General features: G+C 68.1%; 15 protein-coding genes. 6 read left to right on the forward strand and 9 right to left on the reverse strand.

Annotated features, from left to right (window positions below; all coding sequences use genetic code 11):
* Positions 1–2 precede the first annotated feature (2 nt).
* Complete coding sequence (garD, locus tag AC07OZ_RS20195; RefSeq protein ID WP_495468869.1) at positions 3–1,571, forward strand: galactarate dehydratase; 1,569 nt, start codon at positions 3–5, stop codon at positions 1,569–1,571.
* Between the two features lie 25 nt (positions 1,572–1,596).
* On the opposite strand, the gene AC07OZ_RS20200 is transcribed toward garD, so the two are convergent.
* A complete protein-coding gene (locus tag AC07OZ_RS20200) occupies positions 1,597–2,361 on the reverse strand; it encodes a hypothetical protein (RefSeq protein ID WP_495468870.1) in 765 nt (254 codons plus the stop codon).
* A 227-nt stretch (positions 2,362–2,588) separates the two neighbouring features.
* On the opposite strand from AC07OZ_RS20200, the gene AC07OZ_RS20205 reads away from it, so the two are divergent.
* Positions 2,589–3,155, forward strand: a complete 567-nt coding sequence (locus tag AC07OZ_RS20205; RefSeq protein ID WP_495468871.1) for a hypothetical protein — start codon at positions 2,589–2,591, stop codon at positions 3,153–3,155.
* Positions 3,156–3,239: 84 nt separating this feature from the next.
* On the opposite strand, the gene AC07OZ_RS20210 is transcribed toward AC07OZ_RS20205, so the two are convergent.
* The 4 genes from AC07OZ_RS20210 to AC07OZ_RS20225 all read right to left on the reverse strand — a co-directional run bounded on the left by AC07OZ_RS20210 (position 3,240) and on the right by AC07OZ_RS20225 (position 7,380).
* Positions 3,240–3,824: a PAS domain-containing protein gene (locus AC07OZ_RS20210; RefSeq protein ID WP_495468872.1), complete on the reverse strand. Its 585-nt coding sequence runs from the start codon at positions 3,822–3,824 to the stop codon at positions 3,240–3,242.
* A gap of 112 nt (positions 3,825–3,936) precedes the next feature.
* A complete protein-coding gene (locus AC07OZ_RS20215) occupies positions 3,937–4,905 on the reverse strand; it encodes a hypothetical protein (protein ID WP_495468873.1) in 969 nt (322 codons plus the stop codon).
* 129 nt (positions 4,906–5,034) lie between these two features.
* On the reverse strand, positions 5,035–5,913 hold the full coding sequence (locus tag AC07OZ_RS20220; RefSeq protein WP_495468874.1) for a flagellin N-terminal helical domain-containing protein: 879 nt from the start codon (positions 5,911–5,913) through the stop codon (positions 5,035–5,037).
* A 126-nt stretch (positions 5,914–6,039) separates the two neighbouring features.
* Positions 6,040–7,380: a class I SAM-dependent methyltransferase gene (locus tag AC07OZ_RS20225; RefSeq protein WP_495468875.1), complete on the reverse strand. Its 1,341-nt coding sequence runs from the start codon at positions 7,378–7,380 to the stop codon at positions 6,040–6,042.
* 386 nt (positions 7,381–7,766) lie between these two features.
* On the opposite strand from AC07OZ_RS20225, the gene acnA reads away from it, so the two are divergent.
* Together acnA and AC07OZ_RS20235 are read left to right on the forward strand one after the other, a co-directional pair.
* Complete coding sequence (gene acnA, locus AC07OZ_RS20230; protein WP_495468876.1) at positions 7,767–10,493, forward strand: aconitate hydratase AcnA; 2,727 nt, start codon at positions 7,767–7,769, stop codon at positions 10,491–10,493.
* A gap of 181 nt (positions 10,494–10,674) precedes the next feature.
* Positions 10,675–11,097 carry a YciI family protein gene (locus AC07OZ_RS20235; RefSeq protein WP_495468877.1) on the forward strand — a complete coding sequence of 141 codons (423 nt, stop codon included), beginning with the start codon at positions 10,675–10,677 and terminating at the stop codon, positions 11,095–11,097.
* 188 nt (positions 11,098–11,285) lie between these two features.
* Here the strand turns inward: AC07OZ_RS20235 and AC07OZ_RS20240 are convergent, their stop codons facing one another.
* From AC07OZ_RS20240 to AC07OZ_RS20255, 4 genes are all read right to left on the reverse strand, one after another.
* Positions 11,286–12,248 (reverse strand): CsgG/HfaB family protein, encoded by a 963-nt coding sequence (locus AC07OZ_RS20240; RefSeq protein WP_495468878.1) that lies wholly within the window; start codon positions 12,246–12,248, stop codon positions 11,286–11,288.
* Between the two features lie 117 nt (positions 12,249–12,365).
* Positions 12,366–12,752, reverse strand: a complete 387-nt coding sequence (locus AC07OZ_RS20245; protein WP_495468879.1) for a hypothetical protein — start codon at positions 12,750–12,752, stop codon at positions 12,366–12,368.
* Between the two features lie 461 nt (positions 12,753–13,213).
* A complete protein-coding gene (locus AC07OZ_RS20250; protein WP_495468880.1) occupies positions 13,214–13,900 on the reverse strand; it encodes a riboflavin synthase subunit alpha in 687 nt (228 codons plus the stop codon).
* A 13-nt stretch (positions 13,901–13,913) separates the two neighbouring features.
* Complete coding sequence (locus AC07OZ_RS20255; RefSeq protein WP_495468881.1) at positions 13,914–14,279, reverse strand: ArsC family reductase; 366 nt, start codon at positions 14,277–14,279, stop codon at positions 13,914–13,916.
* A 58-nt stretch (positions 14,280–14,337) separates the two neighbouring features.
* Between AC07OZ_RS20255 and aat the strand changes: the two genes are divergently transcribed.
* Positions 14,338–15,108, forward strand: coding sequence for a leucyl/phenylalanyl-tRNA--protein transferase (gene aat, locus AC07OZ_RS20260; RefSeq protein ID WP_495468989.1), 771 nt, complete (start codon positions 14,338–14,340; stop codon positions 15,106–15,108).
* Between the two features lie 19 nt (positions 15,109–15,127).
* On the forward strand, positions 15,128–15,853 hold the full coding sequence (locus tag AC07OZ_RS20265) for an arginyltransferase (protein WP_495468882.1): 726 nt from the start codon (positions 15,128–15,130) through the stop codon (positions 15,851–15,853).
* Positions 15,854–16,245 lie beyond the last annotated feature (392 nt).

The raw sequence follows: 16,245 nt of genomic DNA on the forward strand, positions 1-16,245 counted from the left end.
CCATGATCACCTCCCCGCTGACCATCCAGATGCACGAGGCCGACAACGTCGCCATCGTCGCCAACGACGGCGGACTGCCCGAGGGCACGGTGCTGCCCTCCGGGCTGGTGCTGCGCAACGCCGTGCCGCAGGGTCACAAGGTCGCGCTGGTCGACCTGCCGGCCGACACGGCGGTGCTGCGCTACAACGTGCCGATCGGCTACGCGCTGCAGGACATCCCGGCCGGCACCTGGGTGCACGAGCGCCTGCTGCGCATGCCGCCGGCGCGCGAGCTCGAGGGCCTGCCGATGGCCACGGTGAAGGCGCCGGTGCTGGAGCCGCTCGAGGGCTACACCTTCCAGGGCTACCGCAACGCGGACGGCTCGGTGGGCACGCGCAACATCCTGGCGATCACGCAGACGGTGCAATGCGTGGCGGGGGTGGTCGAGTTCGCGGTGGACCGCATCAAGCGCGAGCTGCTGCCGAAGTACCCGAACGTCGACGACGTCGTCGGGCTGGCGCACACCTACGGCTGCGGCGTCGCGATCGACGCGCCGGACGCGGTGATCCCCATCCGCACGGTGCGCAACATCAGCCTGAACCCCAACTTCGGCGGCGAGGTGATGGTCGTCAGCCTGGGCTGCGAGAAGCTGCAGCCCGAGCGGCTGATGCCGCCGGGCGTGATCCCGATCGCGGATCAGCGCGGTGAGTCGACCGTCCCGGAAGCGCTCGACGTCGTCTGTCTGCAGGACGCGAAGCACGTCGGCTTCATGTCGATGATCGATTCGGTGATGACGCAGGCGGCCTTCCACTTGGAGCGTTTGAACCAGCGCCGGCGCGAGACGGTGCCGGCCTCGGAGCTGGTGGTCGGCGTGCAATGCGGCGGCAGCGATGCGTTCTCGGGCGTGACCGCGAATCCGACAGTGGGCTTCTGCGCCGACCTGTTGGTCCGCGCGGGCGCGACGGTGATGTTCAGCGAGAACACCGAGGTCCGCGACGGCATCGCGCAACTGACCTCGCGTGCGAGCTCGCCCGAAGTGGCCGAGGCGATGGTGCGCGAGATGGCCTGGTACGACGCATATCTCGAGCGCGGCAGCGTCGACCGCAGCGCCAACACGACGCCCGGCAACAAGAAGGGCGGGCTGTCCAACATCGTCGAGAAGGCGATGGGATCGATCGTGAAGAGCGGCAGCTCGGCGATCTCCGGCGTGCTGTCGCCGGGCAACAAGCTCACGCGCGACCAGCGCGGGCTGATCTACGCGGCCACGCCGGCCAGCGACTTCATCTGCGGCACGCTGCAACTGGCCGCGGGCATGAACCTGCACGTCTTCACGACGGGCCGCGGCACGCCCTACGGCCTGGCGGAATGCCCGGTGATCAAGGTGGCGACGCGCAGCGACCTGGCGCGCCGCTGGCACGACCTGATGGACATCAACGCCGGCCAGATCGCCGACGGCGAGAAGTCCATCCAGGAGATGGGCTGGGAGATGTTCCGGTTGATGCTCGATGTGGCCTCGGGCCGTAAGACCTGGGCGGAACAGCACAAGCTAGCAAATGCGCTGGTACTGTTCAATCCGGCGCCGGTGACTTGAGGAGCCGGGTCAGCGGCCCATCGGTTCAACGGCTCGTCGGCGTCTGTTCATCGGACGGCGGATCGGTCCACTTCACGGGCACCTCGCGCATCTCGGTGTCGTTGTAGACGGTGACCGTCGCCCAGTAGGTCGACTTGCCGCCAGCGTGGTTCATCGCAACGCGGGTGGTCTGGTAGCGATAGTTGTCGCCGAAGCGCTCACGAGCGACCCGCTCCGCGTGCCGTGCCGACTCACCGTTCAGGCCCCATGCGACGCCGCCGGCAAGCACCACGCAGAACAGCACGCCGATGACGGCAGGCACACGCATGTCGCGCCGTTTCAATCCCGCCGACTCGCGGGCCGCCAGCACTTCAGGCCGCCCCAGGCGCGACGCGATCCAGGCCAGGAGCGCCAGCCCCGCGACAGTGGAGGCCGTCAGACCCAGCATCGTCGACCACGGCGTCAGCCCGATCTTCACGCGCGTGAGGTCCCATGGCGTGATCCAGGGCATCACCAGTGTCGCGGCGAGCACAGCACTCAAGCTCAGGACGGCGATCCACCGCACGATGCCCGCGGTCTTGAGACTCTCCTTCATCAGCAACCAGCCGCCGACCGCGGCGAAGACATTCCCCGAGGACGAGTAGGACGTGCCCATCACGATGCACGCCACCATCACCGCGATGTCGAGCAGCCCCACGATGAACAGCACGCGCCCCGTCTTGAACAGGATGTCGCGCCAGGCCTGATCGCCGCCGTCTGCCGGCGTGTTGTCGTTGGCGGTCATCGCGGGGCCGTCCGTCGTCGTATCCATCTCTCGCTCCCACGCCCCTCTTTCGGGGGCCGCGGAACGATATCACCGGCGATATCGCCGACCGCCACCTGCATGGCCGCGAGGACCTTCGGGTCTTCTCTTCCTTGTCATGGCTACACTTCAGCTCCGCTGTTGGAAGGCCGGGTGCATCTCGGCTTTCCAGGAACGGACAACCTTAATGGCAGGCGATGGGACTCGAAAATCATCAACCAAGTTAAGGCGTTTTCATGAAGAAGATCATTTCGCTGTTCCAGCGCAATTACGAAGGCAACCGCAAGGTCCGCGACGAAGTCACGCCGGGCGCCCAATGGGTGCTCGACGGTGAAGGCCAGGCCACCCGCAAGTGGGACGGCCTGGCCGTGATGGTCAAGGACGGCGCGGTGTTCAAGCGGTACGACGCCAAGACCGGCCGCACGCCGCCCGCGGGGTTCATCCCGGCTCAGCCGGATCCGGACCCGGTGAGCGGCCACTGGCCGGGCTGGGTGGCCGCCGACGGACCGGACTCGCGCTACATCCACGAGGCGGTGCAAGCGGCTGCCGCAAGGTACCCGCAAGGCATTCCGGACGGCACCTACGAGGTCTGCGGACCGCGCATCGGCACCCGCCACGGCGCGAATCCGGAGAACCTCACCGAGCACGTGCTCATCCCGCACGGCGAGGATGTGCTGATGGACGCGCCGCGGACCTTTGCCGGCCTGATGGCGTACCTGCGGGACAAGCCGATGGAAGGCATCGTGTGGCATCACGACGATGGCCGCAGGGTGAAGATCAAGAAGGCGGACTTCCCCTTCTGATCCTGTCCTGATCGTGTGTTCAAGGAGGAGCCTGGCTCCTCCTTTTTTATGGCCGATCGGCCATGCACGAATCTTCGTCGCCGCTCAGGGCACCGCCGTCGCCTGCCTGAACGACACCGCCAGGATCTCCGAGAGCTGGTCCAGCAGCTGTCCCGTGGCATCGTCCGGCAGCGCCTCATGCGCCGCCTCCTCGCGATGCAATCCGAGCAGCGCATGGAACGGCGTGCAGCCCAGCGAGCCGATCGGCTGGTGCTCACCCAGGGAGCGATCCTGGTACGGCGTGAACGGCCGCACCGTCAGGTCCACCATCGTGCCCAGCATCCGCTGCACGTTGCCGCGGTGGTCGCGCTGCACGACCCGGCCGCGCGACAGCACGTTCCGGTAGCCGGAGCCATTGCTGCGCAGGCGGAAGCGCTGCTCGTAGGTGTCGGTGAAGCCGTCGAAATGCGCACGCAAAGTGAGCATCATCGCGTCGAGGTCCGCGGGATGGACGCGGCAGCGCCAGAACGCGGTGCTGTCGGGCCGGTCCGGATGCGGAAAGCCCAGGTGCTCCTTCCAGCGCGGCGAGTAATGCACCAGCTCCAGCGGCGGGTTCAAGTCCCAGACGCCGAAGGCGCCCTGCTCGACCGCCGTCCGCCAGTTCCTGACTTCGTCATGACGGATCCCCATGAAGAGGTATCTTGCGCGACGTCCCGGAGGCGGTCAACGCGCATTCCCTCCGACGTCGGGTAAAGCAGCCGACGCGCCACACATCCCGGAGGAGGCTTGACAGCCTGGAGGCCTATCCCAGCGCCGTCACCAGTTCGGCCGCCGCCGTCAGCAAGGTCGTGTCCGAACGCATCGGCGGCGACGGATCCACCGGCACCCACAAGGGCTGCTTGCGCCAGCCCAGGCGCCGCAGGCGGAAACCCGCCCGCACCAGTGCGGCGACCACCCGCGGCAATTCGCTCCGCAGCGCGGTCAGCACGTGATCGTGCTCGGCCAGGACGGTGAGCGACAGCGCCGCGCGCGTGCCCTGCAGCTGCAAACCGACCGCCTCGCCGCGCCAGCGCAGCAGCAGGCTCAGCGCGGGCTCCTCGCCAGCCCCGGTGGCGCCGGGCGCATGCAGTGCGTCGTCATGGCGGGGCGGCGCGCCGCTCCCGAACGGCAGCCCGGGCTGATCGCCAGGCTCCCTTCCCTCGCGGCGGAGCCAATACGGCAGCGGCAGCAGCCACAGCGGCTCGCCGCCCGGCCCGACGGGCACCTGGCCGTGCGCCAGCGCCAGGGTCCAGGCCGACACCAGCCCGGCCGGCGTCCGCGCCGGCGGCGCCTCGACGATCGCCGTCAACAGCTGCCGACGCCATTGCGCGAGGTCCACCCGCAAGGCGGACAGCTGGCCCCAGGCGCTCGGCATCGCCCCCTCGCCGCGCCCGCCTGAGCCGGAGGCCGCTCCGACATTGGAGGGATCCCGGCGCCGTTCGATCACCTCGAGTTCCATCCGGGGCACCACCGCGCGCACGCGCAGCAGCACCTGGTCGCCCGGCAGCAGGTCGTCCAGCGGCGGCTCGATCAGCGTCATGATCTCGCCGCTGTCGAGGGACTCCAGCCGCCATCCGGAGCCGCCGCCGCTGCGGTCACCGCCGCCGGACAGGCGCAGCACCGCCCCGGGCATCAGTCCGCCGAAATCGCGCAGCGTCGGCTGAAGCCGTCCGGCGGCGCCGATGGCACTCACGCCGCCGACCGCGCCGGCATTCGATGTGGATCCCGCCATATGCCTCCGCCTCGCGCTGCCGTTTGTGCCGCCGCTTGTGCTGCCGCTGAAAAAGGAAAGGGCCGGACGTTGCCGTCCAGCCCTCGCGTCGATGTCGTCGGGCGCGCCGCGCGGCGCGCCCCGCGGTCATCAGCCCAGCAGCGACATGACCAGGCCGGACATGCTGTTGCTCTGCTTGAGCATCGCCGTGCCCGACTGCATCAGCATCTGCTTGGTCGTCATCGTCGACGATTCGGCAGCGTAGTCCGTGTCCATGATCCGGCCCTTGGCGGCGGCCGTGTTGGTGCTCATGTTCTGCAGGTTGTTGTAGACGTGGTCCAGGCGGTTGGCCGCGGCGCCGAAGGAGGCGCGCAGTTCACCGACCTTGTCGATCGCGCCGCCGATGGTCGTCAGCAGCGTGTTCGTCGTGGCCGACAGTTCGGTACCGGCAGCCGGCGTGGCGGCGTACTGCGTCGACACGGTGCCCAGCGCGGTCGTCAGGGCGGTCAGCTGCGTGCTGACGTCGACCGACATCGATTCGCCGGCCGAGGCGCCGATCTGGAAGCTCATCGCGGCGGACATCTTGCCCAGCGTGCCGTCGATGGTCGTGCCGTCCGAGAACAGCTGCGTGCCGCCGAAGGACGTGTTCTTGACGATGTTGGTCAGTTCGGTGCCGAGCGCGTCGTACTCGCCCTGCATCGCGGTCTTGTCGGTCGCGGTCGACGAGGCCGAGAAGGCTTCCGTGGCCAGGTCCTTCATGCGCAGCAGGATGTTGCTGACTTCGTTCAGCGCGCCTTCGCCGGTCTGCAGCATCGAGATGCCGTTCTGCGTGTTGCGCTGGGCCACGGCCATGCCGCGGGTCTGGGCGTCCAGACGCGTGGCGATCTGCAGGCCGGCGGCGTCGTCCATCGCGGAGTTGACGCGGTAGCCGGTACCCAGACGGGTCATCGACGTGGCCAGGCTCTTCTGCGTCGAGCTCAGCGAGTTCTGGGTCGACAGGGCCGAAGCATTGGTGTGCAGGCTCAACATGGTGTTCGCTCCTTGAGAGTGTGGGCAAGCGCCGGGGCGCTTCGTTGATCGAAGGGCTTGAGCTGCCCTCCCACTCACAGGACGACCGGTCGGCGGAGCGACTTAAATGCGCACCCGAAAAAATTTCTACCTCGTCTCGTACATGTAGCGGCGCGTCAGCGGCACCGGCGCCGGGCCGCCGTCGCGCTTGCTGGCCAGGATCTGGTACAGGCCCAGTTCGCCCGTCTCGAACTCCAGCGCCGAGGCGGCCATGTACAGGCGCCAGATCCGGTAGTGCGCTTCGTCCACATACTGGAGCGCCTGGTCGTGGCCCTCCTCCAGCTTCGCGACCCAGGCGCGCAGCGTCTTCGCGTAATGCATGCGCAGGGCCTCGACGTCATGGAGCTCGAACTGCTCCTGCTCCATCACCCGCATCACGTTGCTGGCCCGGTCCAGCTCGCCGTCCGGAAACACGTAGCGGTTGATGAACTTGGACGACAGCGCCTGCCCCCACCCGTCCTCCTCATGGGTGATGCCATGGTTGAGGAACAGGCCCGCCGGCTTGAGCAGCCGGTTCACGCTCGCGAAATAGGTCGGCAGGTTCTTCAGCCCGACGTGCTCGAACATGCCGACGCTGGAGATCTTGTCGAACTGCCCCGTCATGTCACGGTAATCGCACAGCCGGACGTCCACCTGCCCCTGCAGCCCGGCCGCGGCGATGCGCTCGCGGGCGAGCGCCAGTTGGCGTTCGGACAAGGTGATGCCCGTGGCCTTCACGCCGTAATGTCGCGCCGCATGCATCACCAGCGCGCCCCAGCCGCAACCGATGTCGAGCAGCTCTTCGCCCGGCTGCAGCCGCAGCTTGCGGCAGATGTGGTCCAGCTTGGACCACTGGGCCCGGGTCAGCGGGGTGTCGTCGGTCTCGTAGTAGGCGCAGGAATAGACCATCGCCGGGTCCAGCCACAGCGCGTAGAAGTCGTTGGACAGGTCGTAATGGAAAGCGATCGCGGCCTTGTTCTCGGCACGGGTGTGCCGGCGCACGCCATCGGCGCGCAGCTCCGCATCGATGGCGGGCGGCACCGGCGCCAGCAGCCGCACGGCCAGGCGCAGGCGGTCGCTCCAGGAGAGCGTCAGTTCCGGCAGATGATCCTTGAGCTGCAGCGCGGCGAAGAAGTCGCCCTCGACATCGATCTGGCCGGTGAAATAGGCCTCGGCGAAACGCAGCGGATCGCGGCCGAGCAGCAGGCGCCGCAGCGCAGTGGGGTCGTTCAGCACCAGCGTGAACTCGGCCGGCTGCTGCGCCTGCCGGCCCAGCCGCGTCGACCAGTGCCCGAGCCTCAGCCCCATGCTGCCGGGGTAGGCGGAGAACAGGCGCTGCAGCAGCGTGAGCCCGGCGGGGGGCAGCGGGGGGGCGCCGGCAGTCTCGGGGATCACCTCGGCCGCGCGGGGGGCGGCGCTCGACGTGGGCGACAACAGTTCCTGATCCATGGATTCCTCGTCCGGAAAGCTACGAAAGAATGTTGGTCGGAAGCGCCCGAGGGTCAGTTCTTGTCGGCCCGGGCTGCAGGCGGCCAGGAAGTCCTCGGAGGATGTTAGCCAATGCCCCCACGCCTCGCCCGGACTGGGGACATTGCTGCAAATCGCGTGCCCGATCGCTCCGCCGGATGGGGGCGGACCGGGGCCGGGAAGGGTCGGACACGGATCCGGACGGGGGCGTTGCGCCCTCGCACAAGCTCGCCCGAAGGAGTCATCACAAGCCCGCCGCCCGAGGCCACAATCAGCCCCGACATCCCATCCCCATCCGACCGAAGAGAAACCGTCCCGCCTCCTCGAATGCCAGGAGCGCGCCAGGACCCCAAGCCAAGGAGTCAGCCATGCCCCATGCATTCGCCAACACCGTCGCCAGCTTCAAGACCGCCTCCGGCAAGAGCGGCAAGTACTACTCGCTGCCCGAGCTGGCCAAGCGCTTCCCCAACGTGAACCAGCTGCCGGTGTCGATCCGGCTGGTGCTCGAATCGGTGCTGCGCAACTGCGACGGCAAGCGCGTGACCGAGGAGCATGTCGAGCAGCTCGCCAACTGGCAGCCCAACGCCCCCCGCAACGAGGAGATCCCCTTCGTCGTCGCCCGCGTGGTGCTGCAGGACTTCACCGGCGTGCCGCTGCTGGCCGACCTGGCCGCGATGCGCAACGTCGCCGCGGCGCAGGGCAAGGATCCCAAGACGATCGAGCCGCTGGTGCCGGTCGACCTGGTCGTCGACCACTCGATCATGATCGACCACTTCGGCAGCCCGAAGGCGCTGGACCTGAACATGAAGCTCGAGTTCGAGCGCAACCGCGAACGCTACGAGTTCATGAAGTGGGGCATGCAGGCCTTCGACACCTTCGGCGTCGTCCCGCCCGGCTTCGGCATCGTCCACCAGGTCAACCTGGAGTACCTCGCCCGCGGCGTCCACAAGACCGCCGGCAAGGACACCGTCTACTACCCCGACACGCTGGTCGGCACCGACAGCCACACGACGATGATCAACGGCGTCGGCGTCGTGGGCTGGGGCGTCGGCGGCATCGAGGCCGAGGCCGGCATGCTCGGCCAGCCGGTCTACTTCCTGACGCCGGACGTCGTCGGCTTCGAGCTGAGCGGCCGTCTGCGCGAGGGCGTCACCGCCACCGACCTGGTGCTCACCGTCACCGAGATCCTGCGCAAGGCCAAGGTCGTGGGCAAGTTCGTCGAGTTCTTCGGCGAGGGCACCGCCTCGCTGACCGTCCCGGACCGCGCCACCATCGGCAACATGGCGCCCGAGTACGGCGCGACGATGGGCTTCTTCCCCGTCGACGAGCGCACCATCGACTACTTCAAGGGCACCGGCCGCACGGCCGAGGAGATCGAGGCCTTCGAGGCCTACTTCCGCGCGCAGGGCCTGTTCGGCGTCCCCAAGGCGGGCGACATCCGCTTCAGCCAGGTCGTGTCGCTGGACCTGGGCACCGTCGTGCCCTCGCTGGCCGGCCCGAAGCGCCCGCAGGACCGCATCGTCATCACCGACCTGGCCAAGACCTTCGCGTCGCTGTTCACCAAGCCGGTGGCGGAGAACGGCTTCAACCAGCCGGTCGAGAAGCTGCCGAAGGCCTTCCCGCTCGGCGGCACGCAGAAGGGTCTGGACATCTTCAACGGCGACGTGCTGATCGCCGCGATCACGTCCTGCACCAACACCTCCAACCCGAGCGTGATGCTCGCGGCCGGCCTGCTGGCCAAGAAAGCGGTCGAGGCGGGGCTCAAGGTCCAGCCGCACATCAAGACCTCGCTGGCGCCGGGCTCGCGCATCGTCACCGAGTACCTGCAGAACGCCGGCCTGCTGCCCTACCTGGAGAAGCTGGGCTTCTCCGTGGCCGCCTACGGCTGCACGACCTGCATCGGCAACGCCGGCGACCTGACCCCCGAGATCAACGAGGCGATCACCGGCAACGACCTGGTCTGCGCCGCGGTGCTGTCGGGCAACCGCAACTTCGAAGCCCGCATCCACCCCAACATCAAGGCCAACTTCCTGGCCAGCCCGCCGCTGGTGGTCGCGTATGCCATCGCCGGCAACGTGACGCGCGACCTGATGACCGAGCCGGTCGGCCTGGGCACCGGCGGCAAGCCCGTGTACCTGGGTGACATCTGGCCGACCAGCGACGAGATCCACGCGCTGCTGAAGCTGGCGCTCAATCCCGACGGGTTCCGCGCCAACTACGGCAAGGTCAAGTCCGAACCCGGCAAGCTGTGGGAGAAGATCAAGGGCGGCACCGGCCAGGTCTACGGCTGGCCCAAGAGCACCTACATCGCGCAGCCGCCCTTCTTCGGCAGCTTCACGCAGATCCCGGAAGCGCAGGAAGCCGGCGTCAAGGGCGCGCGGATCATGGCGCTGTTCGGCGACTCGATCACCACCGACCACATCTCCCCGGCCGGCTCCATCAAGGAAGTGTCGCCCGCCGGCGCCTACCTCAAGGAGAAGGGCGTGCTCAAGGCCGACTTCAACAGCTACGGCTCGCGCCGCGGCAACCATGAAGTCATGATGCGAGGCACCTTCGCCAACGTCCGGATCAAGAACCTGATGATCCCGGCCAAGCCCGACGGCGCGCGCGAGGAAGGCGGCCTGACGCTCTTCCAGCCGGGCGGCGAGAAGATGTTCATCTACGACGCCGCGATGCGATACATCGCCGCCGGCACCCCGACGGTGATCTTCGCCGGCGAGGAGTACGGCACCGGCTCCAGCCGCGACTGGGCGGCCAAGGGCACGCAGCTGCTGGGCATCGGCGCGGTGGTGGCCAAGAGCTTCGAGCGCATCCACCGTTCCAACCTGGTCGGCATGGGCGTGCTGCCGCTGCAGTTCCGTCCGGGCGACTCGTGGGAATCGCTGGGCCTGAAGGGCGACGAGGTCATCGACATCGAACTCGGCGACGAGATCAAGCCGCAGTCCGAAGCGACGCTGGTGATCCGCGCGGCCGACGGCGTCGCGCCGGCGCGCCGCGTTTCGCTGATCCTGCGCATCGACACGCCGATCGAGGTCGAGTACTACCGCCACGGCGGCATCCTGCCCTACGTGCTGCGCCAACTGCTGGCCGCGTGATCGAGAGGCCCGAACCCTGTTGATCCGCCACTGAAGAAAACGACGCGGCCCGCTGTCGACGATGTCGAAAGCGGCCACCGCCGGACGTCATGAGGGTGAGACGAGTCATTCGTCGATTCATTGAATCGTCGGATGGGTTGTCCACCCTCTTCCATTTTCAGGACTGCATCAGGAGACCGACATGCGATTCATGGTCATCGTCAAGGCGGACGAGCACAGCGAAGCGGGCGAGATGCCCAGCACGGAACTGCTCGCCGCGATGGGCGCCTACAACGAGGAACTGGTCAAGGCGGGCGTGATGCTCGCTGGCGAAGGGCTGCACCCGACGAGCAAGGGTGCGCGGGTGCGTTTCTCCGGCAAGGACCGCAAGGTCATCGACGGCCCCTTCACCGAAACGAAGGAACTGGTCGCCGGCTACTGGATCTGGCAGTGCGCCTCCCTGCAGGAGGCGATCGAGTGGGCCAAGAAGTGCCCCAACCCGCAGACGACCGACTCCGACATCGAGATCCGTCAGATCTTCGAAGCCGAGGATTTCGGCGAGGCCTTCACGCCCGAACTGCGCGAACAGGAAGAGCGCCTGCGCGCGCAGATCGAGAAGCCGTAAAGAAAAAAAGCGAAAGCCCCACCCCGCCCACCACGCCCCCAAAACCGGGGCCGTCAGCAGCTGCGAGTGGGGCCGGAATGGGGCTGGGGGTTCCCGGAGGGATGCCCCCTGCCCCGTGGAGAGCCCGCGCTTGGCCACGCGGGGTTGGGCGGTCTCCCGACCTGCCCAAGCTCTCCATCAACGTCGCATCACTTCGTCGTCGGCGGCGTCGTGGTGGTGGAGGTGGTCGCGGGCTTCTTCGCCGCCGGCTTGGCCGCCGGCTTCGGCGCGGCCTTCGCGGGCGTGGCCGCCTGGTCGACTTCCTTCGACGCCGCAGTCGTACCACCCGACACGCCCAGTCGGCCGCCAGCGCCCAGACCGCCCTTGACCTGCTGCGCCTTGTAGTTGCGCAGCGCCTTGACCATCTGGTTGTAAGAGTCCGCGAACGCGGTCACGATGACCTTGCCCTGCGGGGTCTTGCCATAGGCGCCGCCGGCGATCGCCGCGTTGCCGAAGAAGCTCGCGCCGCCGAAGCCGAAGTCGAAGTTCTTGGCCGTGCCTTCCGCGGCCGAGATCTGCACGCCGGAGCGGTTGTCCACCAGCAGCAGCGTCGTGGACGCCTCGTTCTGGCTGACGTTGGCCGCCACCGCGGTCAGCAGGCCGATCGCGCCGGTCCCGATGCCGCCGCCACCGCCGCCGGTCTTGCCGGAGAACTGGATCTCGGGGCTCATCGTGTAGTCGGCGGCGACCATCTGGCCCTGGCCGAAGTTGCTGCCGGCACGGGTCTCGCCGGATTGCATCAGCGCGCGCTCACGCTCCATGTTGGCGAAGGCGCGGCCGCGCTCCACGATCACGAAGCAGTTCGACTGCTGGACCATCAGGCGCAGCACCGGCGTGGTCGAGCCCAGCTGGCGGTCGCGCAGCTGCGACCACCACGGGGCGTTGGTGTCTTCGAAGATGGCCAGCGTGCCCAGCGTCTCGTCGCAATGCTCGAGCTTGCTGTTCTGGTTCTCGGCGGTCGCGCCGCCGGCGGCGCCGGACACGGTGCCCTTGTTCTCGCCCATCGTCGGCGCGGTGGCCAGGCAGCCGGCCAGCAGCAGCGGCGACAGGATCAGGGCGGACTTCAGCACGAGGCTGGACGGCGACGAAACAAGGCGGGAAGTGGCAAGCATGGAATCCTCCAGGTTTTCTAACGACGTCTCCGATGACGTCTCACAACGAGCGACTGCTAGGGCAACGGACGGAATGCCCCGCCCGGACCCGACCGGACGGAGCCGGGAACTCAAGGGTCAATCGAGGGGCGTGGCCGGCGCGACGCCGTAATAACCGCCGACCGGCTGGCCATGCGGATTGCCGATCCAGATGCTGGTGCCGAACACGTCGCTGCACCCGCCCCAGGCGATCTCGAAGGCCCGCGCTTCTTCATTGCGGGTCTGCGCGTAGACGGACACGGTGCTGTCCGACGGACCGATCGTGTAGCAGACCCGCGCCCACACCGGACGCGGCGAGGACGAGACGACCGAGGCCGCGCCTTCGGCGTTGCCGTCGGAGGCCTTGGCCACCCATTTCGTACCGCGGGTCGGGCCCGGGTTGTAGCTGAACACGTAAGGCACCTGGGCGACCGCCGCGAGCGAGGCGGCGAGCAATCCGGCAACCATCAGGCCTCTGGCCAACATTCGTTTCCCCTAACGCGTGTGTACCGAAATCAAACGATTTCAAAGGAATGTCGCGGATTGTCAGCCGCCTCCCGGCGAAAAAGCGAGGCCCCCATCGTGGTGGTACGGACGCCTCCCACGTTGATGGGATGGCGGATTGCGCAATCCGCCACGCTGGCGTTCCACACGTCGCACGGGCTCCTTTCGACGGACACCGCACGGCAAGACCCGCCCCCGGCAAAGCGAGCAACGGCGCGGGTTGGCGGGGAGCGGCGCGATGGCCGATGGACACGGGGGAAAGTCGGCGGCGCCCGTCCCGGGGGCCGCGGTCCGCGCGGGGCCGGATCGGCCGCGGGGACTTTTGTTCAGTCGTCGCGCGGGCGCTCCGCGCCGCGCGCATGACTTAGGTCATCTGGTGTTGTAGGGATGGCGAATGCGGGGACATCGCCTATGCGTCGACGAGTCGACGCCCCCTGCCTCACCTATACGTCGAGGTCCAGGCCCCGCTCCTGCGCGAACAGCTTCAGCGCCGGCATCAGCGCGCCGATCTTCTCGGCCACGGCATCGCGGACCGTGTCCACCATCACCTGCGTCTGGCGCTCGATCTCGATGTGCAGCGGCGCGCCCTCGCCCTTGTCGGCGAAGGTGGTCATGCGCAGCGTCTCGGGGATCAGCCAGACCTCGAACCAGCCCGAGCCGTCGGCGTTGCGGCCGGCTTCGGCCACGGTCAGGCTGGCGCCGTTCACCGCGATGTAGCCCTTGGCGAAGATGTAGCGCATCCACGGCGCCGGCACGGCGATGCGGATCACGTGGTTGTTGGCGGGACGGCGGATCGATTCGACCTTCGCCATGAAGTCGACGTGGCCCGACAGCGGATGGCCGCCGATCTCGGCACCCTCCTTCGCGGCGCGCTCGACGTTGAGCCGCCCCCCGACGCCCAGCTGCCCCAGCGCCGTGAGGTTCAGGCTCTGGAGCATCACGTCGAAGTCCGCCTCGTGGTCCCCCTTCAGGGCGGTGACCGTCAGGCACACGCCGTCGCAGGCGACGGAGGCGCCGATCTCCAGGTCCTGGCAGAAGCCCTCGGGGAAGTCGAGGGTGAAGCTGCGCAGGCCTTCCTTGTCGGTGATGGCGGCGACCTGCGCGATGCCTTGAACGATGCCGGTGAACATGGCGGGTCTCCGATCAGCGCTTCGCCGCTTCGGCAGCGTGGGATGCGAACAGCTCGGGCGAGAAACCCAGGCTCAGCCGGCCGTCGTCCCATTCGACGACAGGGCGCTTGATCACGCTCGGCTGCTCGACCATCAGCGCCGCGGCGCTGGCCGCGTCGGTGACGCCGGCCTTGGCGCCGTCGTCCAGCTTGCGCCAGGTCGTGCCGGCGCGGTTCAGCACCTTGTCCCAGCCGAGTTCATTCATCCACTGCGGCAGCTTGGCCGCGGGCACGCCCTGCTTCTTGTAGTCGTGGAACTGGTACGCGAGGCCCTGCTCGTCGAGCCAGGCGCGCGCGCGCTTCACGGTGTCGCAGTTGGGGATGCCGTAGAGGGTGATCATGGGAACGAGGGGGGCGCCAGCGGGCATTGAACGAAGGCGGCACGCTACCATGAAGCGGATGATCCCCTGGCTCGACGATGACTCTCTGGACTTCCCGCCGACCCGCCGCGCGCTGGGGCCGCGCAGCGATGCGCCGGGGCTGCTCGCGGCCGGCGGCGACCTGAGACCCGCGCGGCTGCGCGCCGCCTACGCCCGGGGGATCTTCCCCTGGTATGGGGAGGGCCAGCCCATCCTCTGGTGGACCACCGACCCGCGCATGGTCCTCCGGACGGCGGACTTCAAGCTGTCGCGCTCGCTGCGCAAGACGGTGGCGAAATTCATCCGCACGCCGGGCTGCGAGATCCGCGTCGACCATGCTGCCGAGACCGTGCTCAAGGCCTGCGCCAGCACCTCGCGCGAGGGCCAGGACGGCACCTGGATCGTGCCGGAGATGCAGCAGGCCTACCTGCAGCTCGCACGCGAAGGCACGGTGCATTCGGTCGAGACCTGGATGGACGGCGAGCTCGCCGGCGGGCTGTACGGCGTCAACCTCGGCCGGATGTTCTACGGCGAGTCGATGTTCATGCGCAGGACCGACGCGTCCAAGATCGCTCTCGCCGCGCTGATCTGCCTGTGCCGGGAGTTCGGCATCCCCTGGATCGACTGCCAGCAGCAGACCGCGCACCTCGCCTCGCTGGGCGCGGCGCCGGTCGCCCGCGAGGTGTTCGAGGCGCACCTCGCCGCGCACGCCGGCCTGCCTTCGCCCGGGGATTGGTCCTATCATCCGCGCCTGTGGGCCCATCTGGGCCCGAGCGACGCTTCGAGCGACTCCCAGAACGACCCGCCCTGAGCCACCGAGCCCTGAGCCCGTGACGCACCCCAAGGAACTCCCGCTGGCCGAGCTGCAGTTCTATGCGACTGCACCCTACCCCTGCAGCTACCTGAGCGACCGCCAGGCGCGCTCGCAGGTCGCCACGCCCAGCCATCTGATCCACGCCGACGCGTATTCGAGCCTCGTCGCCGCCGGCTTCCGGCGCAGCGGCATGTTCACTTACCGCCCCTACTGCGACGGCTGCAAGGCCTGCGTGCCGATGCGCATCCCGGTGGCGGACTTCCATCCCAACCGCAGCCAGCGCCGCGCCTGGACGCAGCACCAGGCGCTGCAGGCGCGCGTCATGCGGCTGGGCTACAGCGACGAGCACTACCAGCTCTACCTGCGCTACCAGGCCGGCAGACACAGCGGCGGCGGCATGGACCACGACAGCGTCGACCAGTACACGCAGTTCCTGCTGCAGAGCCGGGTGAACTCGCGGCTGGTGGAGTTCCGCGAGCCCGACGGCGCGCTGAAGATGGTCTCCATCCTGGACATCCTGGGCGACGGGCTGTCGGCGGTCTACACCTTCTACGAGCCCGAGGCCAACGTCAGCTACGGCACCTACAACGTGCTGTGGCAGCTGCGCCAGACCCGCGACCTGAACCTGCCGCATCTCTACCTGGGCTACTGGATCGCGCAGAGCGACAAGATGGCCTACAAGGCCCGCTTCCTGCCGCACGAGCTGCTGCGCGACGGGCAGTGGTCGCGCATCGGGCGCTGAGGTTCCGACCTCCTCGCGCCCCTGTCGGGAGACCGGGGCGGGCAAGAATTGGTCCCACACTGGTTTTTCCTCACGACCGTTCTGGTCGTACCGGTTTTCCCTTTGATTTGCATCAATTGACGTCCATACACTTCGTTGACGACATCATTACGACACGTTACTCAGGTCCTGCGGGTTAACCTGAATGATGTGGACGCTAGTGGTATCTACATTGCATACCACTATGAGATCAGCAGCGGTATTGGTCTCCTAGACGCCGCGGTTGCAAACCGCACGCCGTCCGCAGGGAGGAACCCGCGGACGGCACGTCGACCAGCAAGGGAGTGACTGCCATGTCTGCACGCGCCTTTCTCCGTACCGCCGACCGCGCCGCCGGGCCCCACCCGGCCGCG

The organism is Roseateles sp. GW821-FHT09G03 (assembly GCF_059416045.1).